This window comes from Pseudomonas sp. FFUP_PS_473, assembly GCF_002858665.1.
In the GTDB taxonomy this organism is placed as follows: Bacteria; Pseudomonadota; Gammaproteobacteria; order Pseudomonadales; family Pseudomonadaceae; genus Aquipseudomonas; species Aquipseudomonas defluvii.
Genome location: NZ_PJQQ01000067.1, coordinates 1 through 6,599 on the forward strand (window position 1 = coordinate 1; position 6,599 = coordinate 6,599).

Here is a 6,599-nt window from a genome sequence, read left to right on the forward strand (position 1 = left end):
CAGGCCGGATATAAGACTGCTCCTACCTACGCGCCAGCATGGCTACCTATTGAGCTCCGGGAGGCGTCCATATAAGATTTTCCCTACAAATAAACTTAAAAAAGAGGCTTTCAGGCGCTGTGAAAACGCGGCCCCAACACAATGAGGGTGGCGCCCAGCACACACAGCAGCGCGCCCATCCAGTCAGTGCTCAACGGCCTGGCGCGTTCGATGACTGCCAGCCAGATCAACGAGGTGACAATGTAAATACCGCCATAAGCCGCGTATGCCCGACCGGCATAGGCCGCCTCGACCCGGGTCAGGATCAGCCCAAACAGGGTCAGGCTGAACAACGCTGGCGCGATCCACCACGCGCTCTTGCCCAGTCGTAGCCAGAGATAGAAGGCATAACAGCCACCAATCTCGAAGACTGCAGCAAGGAAGAACCAGAAGTAATTGATCACGCCAGGGCACCTTGGGTTGTTCAGCAAAGGCGCCCAGAATACCTGAGGCGAACGCTCAAGCCTGCGTCGAGCGAGCCTTGCCGCACATTTTCTCGGCCATTGTGGCCATCTCGTCATACAGCGCCTGAGGATTTTGCTGCTTGAGTTGCCAGGCCTGGCGACCTTGTTCGTGAGGGAGGATCATGAATTCGCCTTGCGCGACGCGCTGGAAGATATAGTCGGCGATGTCACTCGCCGTAATCGGCGAGCTTTCCAGCAACTTGCCCACTTGCGCTTTCATTGCTGGCGTCGGGCCACGGAACGAGTCCAGCAGGTTGGTCTGGAAGTACGAGGGGCACACCACGTGCACAGCGACCTCCTGTTGGCGCAACTCCACCAGCAGGCTTTCCGACAGGGCCACCACGCCCGCCTTGGCCACGTTGTAGTTACTCATGGCAGGGGCCTGCATCAAGGCCGCCATGGACGCAATATTGATGATCCGCCCCTTGCTGCGGGTCAGCAGGGGCAAGAACGCCTTGCAGCCCTTGACCACGCCCATCAGGTTGATTGCCAGTTGCCAATCCCAGTCCTCCAGCGACAACTCGGCGAAAAAGCCGCCAGAGGCAACGCCGGCATTGTTGACGACGACATCAACGCCACCGAAATGCTCTTCGCAGGCCTGCGCCAATGCTGTCAGCTGGCTGTAGTCGCGCACGTCGCAGCGCTGGGTAAAGCCTGTTCCACCGGCCTCACGCACCAGGGCCAGAGTGTCCCGCAAGCCGGCCTCATTGACATCGGCAAGTGCCAGTTGCCAGCCCTCACGCGCCCAACGCAACGCAATTTCCCGGCCCAGCCCCGAGCCGGCGCCAGTGATCATCATGCGGTTTTGCATAGACGGATGCCTCGTTCACCATGGATACGTTCGGCGAGTGTAGCGAAGGCATGGGCCGGCCCCATCCTTCATCAGGTTGCTGAATGGCGCAGGCAAAATGAACGGCGTGACCTGAAAGCACCGTAGGGCTGGAGACTTGAAACCAGCACCTGCGACGCAAAAGCCCCAAAAAAAATGCCAGTCAATCGACTGGCATTTTTCTGTGGCTTAACCGCTCAGCGTCTTAGTGCGATACCGCACCGCTGGCGCCCAGGCCGGTTTGCGAACGAACGAACTGCGGGTAGAACAGTGCACGTTCTTCATCAGCTGCTTTGGACTTGTCGGTGATCGAGAAGAACCAGATACCGACGAAGGCAATCAGCATCGAGAACAGCGCTGGATACTCGTACGGGTAGATGGCTTTCTCGTGACCGAGGATCTGTACCCAAATGGTTGGGCCGAGAACCATCAGGCCTACTGCGCTGACCAGGCCCATCCAGCCGCCGATCATGGCGCCACGGGTAGTCAGTTTCTTCCAGTACATCGACAGCAGCAGTACCGGGAAGTTGCAGCTGGCAGCGATGGAGAACGCCAGGCCTACCATGAACGCGATGTTCTGCTTCTCGAACAGGATGCCCAGGAAGATTGCCAGTACCGCCAGAGCGATCGTGGTGATCTTCGAAACGCGGATCTCGTCCTTCTCGTTGGCGCGGCCTTTACGGAACACGCTGGCATACAGGTCGTGGGACACTGCCGAGGCACCGGCCAGGGTCAGGCCTGCAACCACAGCCAGGATGGTCGCGAACGCCACCGCCGAGATGAAGCCGAGGAAGATGCTGCCGCCCACCGCTTTGGCCAGGTGGATAGCTGCCATGTTGTTACCGCCCAACAGCGCGCCAGCCGCGTCCTTGAAGTCCGGGTTGGTGCTGACCAGCAGGATCGCGCCGAAGCCGATGATGAAGGTCAGGATGTAGAAGTAGCCGATGAAGCCCGTTGCATACAGCACGCTCTTACGCGCTTCCTTGGCGTCGCTCACAGTGAAGAAGCGCATCAGGATGTGCGGCAGGCCAGCGGTACCGAACATCAGTGCCAGGCCCAGCGAGAACGCCGAGATCGGGTCTTTCACGAGGCCACCCGGGCTCATGATCGCTTCACCTTTAGGGTGAACGCTGATCGACTCGGAGAACAGCATGTTGAAGTCGAAGTTGACGTGTTTCATGACCATCAGTGCCATGAAGCTCGCACCGGACAGCAGCAGTACAGCCTTGATGATCTGTACCCAGGTGGTCGCCAGCATGCCGCCGAACAACACGTACAGCGCCATCAGGATGCCCACCAGGATCACCGCAACGTGGTAGTCCAGGCCGAACAGCAGTTGGATCAGTTTACCTGCACCCACCATCTGAGCGATCAGGTAGAACGCTACCACCACCAGCGAGCCGGAGGCCGACAGGGTGCGGATTTCCTTCTGCTTCAGGCGATAGGAAGCGACGTCGGCAAAGGTGTATTTGCCCAGGTTACGCAACCGCTCAGCGATCAGGAACAGAATGATTGGCCAGCCGACCAGGAAGCCGATCGAGTAGATCAGGCCATCGTAGCCAGAGGTGTACACCAGTGCGGAAATACCCAGGAAGGACGCCGCGGACATGTAGTCACCGGCGATTGCCAGACCGTTCTGGAAGCCCGTGATACGACCACCCGCAGCATAGTAATCCGCTGCCGAGTTGTTGCGCTTGGATGCCCAGTAGGTAATGCACAGGGTGGCGCCAACGAAAACCACGAACATCACAATGGCAGAGATGTTCAGGGGTTGTTTGTGGACCTCACCGGTCAGGGCTTCTCCCGCCCAGACGGCCGGCGCGAATACGCCGAAGGCCAGTGTTGCCAGTACACGCCGGATCATTGCTGAGCCTCCTTGAGAATCGCGTTGTTCAGGTCGTCGAACTCACCGTTCGCGCGACGTACGTAGATCCCAGTGAGAATGAAGGCCGCCACAATAATGCCGACACCCACAGGAATGCCCCACGTAATCGAACTCTCAGGGCTGATCTTGGTGCCCAGAATCTGGGGACCATAAGCGATAAGCAGGATGAAGCCAGTGTAAAGCCCAAGCATGATCGCCGATAGAATCATGGCGAACCGCTCCCGTTTCGAAACCAGCTCCTTGAACCGCGGGCTGTTTTGTATCGAGAGGTAAATGCTGTCGTTCATTGTTTTTGTCCTCGCAGCACAGAGTAGAAAGAACTCACCGCTACTTTATGCTGCCTTGGGACTCACTCCAGACGACCTTAGTCTTAGATGTAAAACTCTTTTGCAGTTTCTGTAACAGCCAGAAATGCAAAGGGCTGCATGATCGCAACGATTCATGCAGCCCTGGAGCCCCGAAAAAAGGGCTTGAAGCCGTTACTTGGCGGTCCACTCCGCGACGCGCTCAGGGTGCTTGGCAACCCAATCCTTGGCGGCGGCCTCAGGCTTGGCGCCCTCCTGAATCGCAAGCATGACCTCGCCGATTTCGTCTTTCGACTGCCAAGAGAACTTTTTCAGGAACGTGGCGACTTCTGGCGCCTTGGTCGCCAGCTCTTTGCTGCCAATGCTGTTGACGGTTTCAGCAGCGCCGTACACCCCTTTTGGGTCTTCAAGGAAGCGCAGTTTCCACTTGGCGAACATCCAGTGCGGTACCCAGCCGGTGACCGCAATCGACTGCTGCTTGGCATAGGCACGCCCCAGCTCAGCCGTCATCGCCGCACCAGAACTGGCTTGCAGCTTGTAGCCGGTCAGGTCGTAGTCCTTGATCGCTTGATCGGTCTTGAGCATCACGCCGGAGCCGGCATCGATACCTACAATCTTTTTCTTGAAACTGTCGTCAGTCTTCAAATCGGCCAGCGAAACAGCCTTGACGTACTCCGGCACGATCAGGCCGATCTTGGCGTCCTTGAAGTTAGGGCCGTAATCGACCACGTTGTCTTTGTTTTTGCTCCAGTACTCGCCGTGGGTGACTGGCAGCCAGGCGGAGAGCATGGCGTCCAGTTTGCCGGTGGCGACGCCTTGCCACATGATGCCGGTCGCAACGGGCATCAGCTTGACGTCATAGCCGAGTTTTTCCTTGATCACTTGTGCCGCGACAAACGTCGTCGCGACGCTGTCCGACCAGCCATCGACGTAGCCGATGCTCACTTCCTTGGCCATCGCCTGCGTGGCGCCCATTGCCAGTACCAGGGCGGAGGCCGCCCCCAGGAGTCGTCGCATTTTCATCAAAGCTTCCCCTCGTTACTTCACGGAAAGTGCAGCGCCCGACGATGGTCGAGCATCGTCACGTTGTTTTGGTGCATGGCGCCCCCGTCACGCCCACTTACCAGGACAGCCGAAGCATCAGCGGAGTACTGATGCAAGGCATCATCAACCGACACGTCTCGGGAACCTGCTCTGGCAGCGACCTCAAGACACCGAGAAACGACATCATCAGGCCAGCAGGCCGGGGCGTGGTTCGAACGGCTGCCGGTTATGCCCGAACTTTGCATGCCAAGGCTTTAGCGGGCGGCGTTTGCAGGTACTATTGGCGGCTTTGTTACCAGACGGCGTCGATTAATGTCCTCTACCGCCCGCTTCCCCGTGCTGCCTTACCTGTTCGCCTGCCTGCTCGGCCTGTTTGCCCTTGCCGGGCTTTGGTACGGACTGGGGAAACCGGTGGTACTGCCCGACGCCGCCAGTGCCACGCACAAACTCCAATGCGCGTCCTATACGCCGTTCGATAAAGACCAGTCCCCGTTCGACCAGCCTTTCCAACTGCGCCCGGCGCGCATGGATGCCGACCTGGCATTGCTGGCCAAACGTTTCGAGTGCATTCGCACCTACTCAATGACCGGCCTTGAGGCGATCCCTGAACTGGCACGCAAGCACGGCCTGAAGGTAATGCTGGGTGCCTGGATCAACAGCAACCCGGTAGACACCGAGAAGGAAATCCAGGCACTGATTGCCTCGGCCAATGCCAACAAGGACGTCGTTCGTGCGGTGATCGTCGGCAATGAGGCGCTGCTGCGCAAGGAAGTGACCGGCCCGCAACTGGCCGGCCTGATCGCCCGGGTGAAAAGCCAGGTCAGCGTGCCGGTGACCTATGCCGATGTCTGGGAGTTCTGGTTGAAACATCCTGAGATTGCCCCGGAGGTGGACTTTCTGACCATCCACCTGCTGCCCTACTGGGAAGACGATCCGAAGCGAATCGACGACGCCCTCGCCCATGTCGGCGAGATCCGCCAGGTGTTCGGCAACCGCTTCGCGCCCAAGGATATCCTGATTGGTGAAACGGGCTGGCCCAGCGAAGGTCGCCAGCGCGAAACCGCCCTGCCCAGCCGGGTCAACGAGGCACGCTTCATTCGTGGTTTCGTGGCCATGGCCGAGCAGCAGGGCTGGCATTACAACCTGATCGAAGCCTTTGACCAGCCGTGGAAACGCGCCAGCGAAGGTGCCGTCGGCGGTTACTGGGGGCTATATGACGCAGACCGTCAGGACAAGGGCGTGCTTGAAGGGCCGGTGTCGAACCTGCCGCTCTGGCCGCAGTGGCTGGGCTTCGGTGGCGTACTGTTCCTGATCACGCTGTGGCTTGCCGGCCCGGTGCGCGGCACCCGCTCGGCCTTGCTGCTGCCGTTGCTGGCAGCAACCGGTGCCGCCAGCATCGGGCTGTGGGGTGAGCTTGCGCGAATCAACAGCCGGTTTGCCGGTGAGTGGTTGTGGGCGGGCCTGTTGGTCGGCCTGAACCTGCTGGTGCTGGCCCATGCGGCCTTGGCACTGGCGACACGTGAAGGCTGGCGCGATCGCGCCTTCAACTGGCTGGAGGCCCGGGCGGGATGGTGGCTGGTAGCGGCAGGCTTTGCGGCAGCGGTAAGCATGCTGGCGCTGGTGTTTGACCCGCGTTACCGCAGCTTTCCGAGTGCGGCATTGGTGTTGCCAGCACTGATCTATGCCCTGCGGCCGGTACGTGCGCCACGGGCGGAGGTCGGCGTGCTGACGTTTATCATCGGGGCCGGTATCGCGCCGCAACTGTTCCGTGAGGGCCTGGGCAACCAGCAGGCGTGGATCTGGGCAGCGGTCAGTGTGGTGATGGTGGTGGGATTGTGGCGGAGCTTGAGGGTGCGTCAGTAACCTACAGACGTCACCAAAGCTGGCGCGGGCGCTGTTGAAGCAGATTTGCCTGCGATGGCCTCGGCGGGGTGTCAGCGAGTACGCGGCGTTTGTATCGCGGGCAAGACCCGCTCCTACAGCTTGCGCGGGCTCTGTTGGAGCTGGCTTGCCTGCGATGGCGTCGGTGGGGT

At 59.8% G+C, this 6,599-nt stretch carries 6 protein-coding genes; 1 reads left to right on the forward strand and 5 read right to left on the reverse strand.

Going from position 1 to position 6,599, the window contains the following annotated elements; translation table 11 throughout:
• Window positions 1-110 precede the first annotated feature (110 nt).
• The 5 genes from CYD26_RS24320 to CYD26_RS24340 form a co-directional block, all read right to left on the reverse strand.
• A complete protein-coding gene (locus CYD26_RS24320; protein ID WP_102053875.1) occupies window positions 111-443 on the reverse strand; it encodes a YnfA family protein in 333 nt (110 codons plus the stop codon).
• 55 nt (window positions 444-498) lie between these two features.
• On the reverse strand, window positions 499-1,314 hold the full coding sequence (locus CYD26_RS24325) for an SDR family oxidoreductase (protein WP_065760401.1): 816 nt from the start codon (window positions 1,312-1,314) through the stop codon (window positions 499-501).
• Window positions 1,315-1,537: 223 nt separating this feature from the next.
• On the reverse strand, window positions 1,538-3,196 hold the full coding sequence (locus CYD26_RS24330) for a cation acetate symporter (protein ID WP_102053876.1): 1,659 nt from the start codon (window positions 3,194-3,196) through the stop codon (window positions 1,538-1,540).
• Window positions 3,193-3,504 (reverse strand): DUF485 domain-containing protein, encoded by a 312-nt coding sequence (locus CYD26_RS24335; protein WP_065760403.1) that lies wholly within the window; start codon window positions 3,502-3,504, stop codon window positions 3,193-3,195. The genes CYD26_RS24330 and CYD26_RS24335 overlap by 4 nt, the downstream gene beginning before the upstream one ends.
• A gap of 192 nt (window positions 3,505-3,696) precedes the next feature.
• A complete protein-coding gene (locus CYD26_RS24340) occupies window positions 3,697-4,545 on the reverse strand; it encodes a glycine betaine ABC transporter substrate-binding protein (protein WP_102053877.1) in 849 nt (282 codons plus the stop codon).
• Window positions 4,546-4,878: 333 nt separating this feature from the next.
• Here CYD26_RS24340 and CYD26_RS24345 point away from each other — a divergent pair, with 333 nt between their 5' ends.
• A complete protein-coding gene (locus CYD26_RS24345; RefSeq protein WP_102053878.1) occupies window positions 4,879-6,429 on the forward strand; it encodes a beta (1-6) glucans synthase in 1,551 nt (516 codons plus the stop codon).
• The last annotated feature ends 170 nt before the right edge of the window (window positions 6,430-6,599 follow it).

Excerpts from the sequence above, each read along its gene's own strand:
- CYD26_RS24325 (WP_065760401.1), bottom strand. The coding sequence starts at position 1,314 with ATGCAAAACCGCATGATGATCACTGGCGCCGGCTCGGGGCTGGGCCGG.
- CYD26_RS24330 (WP_102053876.1), bottom strand. The coding sequence starts at position 3,196 with ATGATCCGGCGTGTACTGGCAACACTGGCCTTCGGCGTATTCGCGCCG.
- CYD26_RS24335 (WP_065760403.1), bottom strand. The coding sequence starts at position 3,504 with ATGAACGACAGCATTTACCTCTCGATACAAAACAGCCCGCGGTTCAAG.
- CYD26_RS24340 (WP_102053877.1), bottom strand. The coding sequence starts at position 4,545 with ATGAAAATGCGACGACTCCTGGGGGCGGCCTCCGCCCTGGTACTGGCA.
- CYD26_RS24345 (WP_102053878.1), top strand. The coding sequence starts at position 4,879 with ATGTCCTCTACCGCCCGCTTCCCCGTGCTGCCTTACCTGTTCGCCTGC.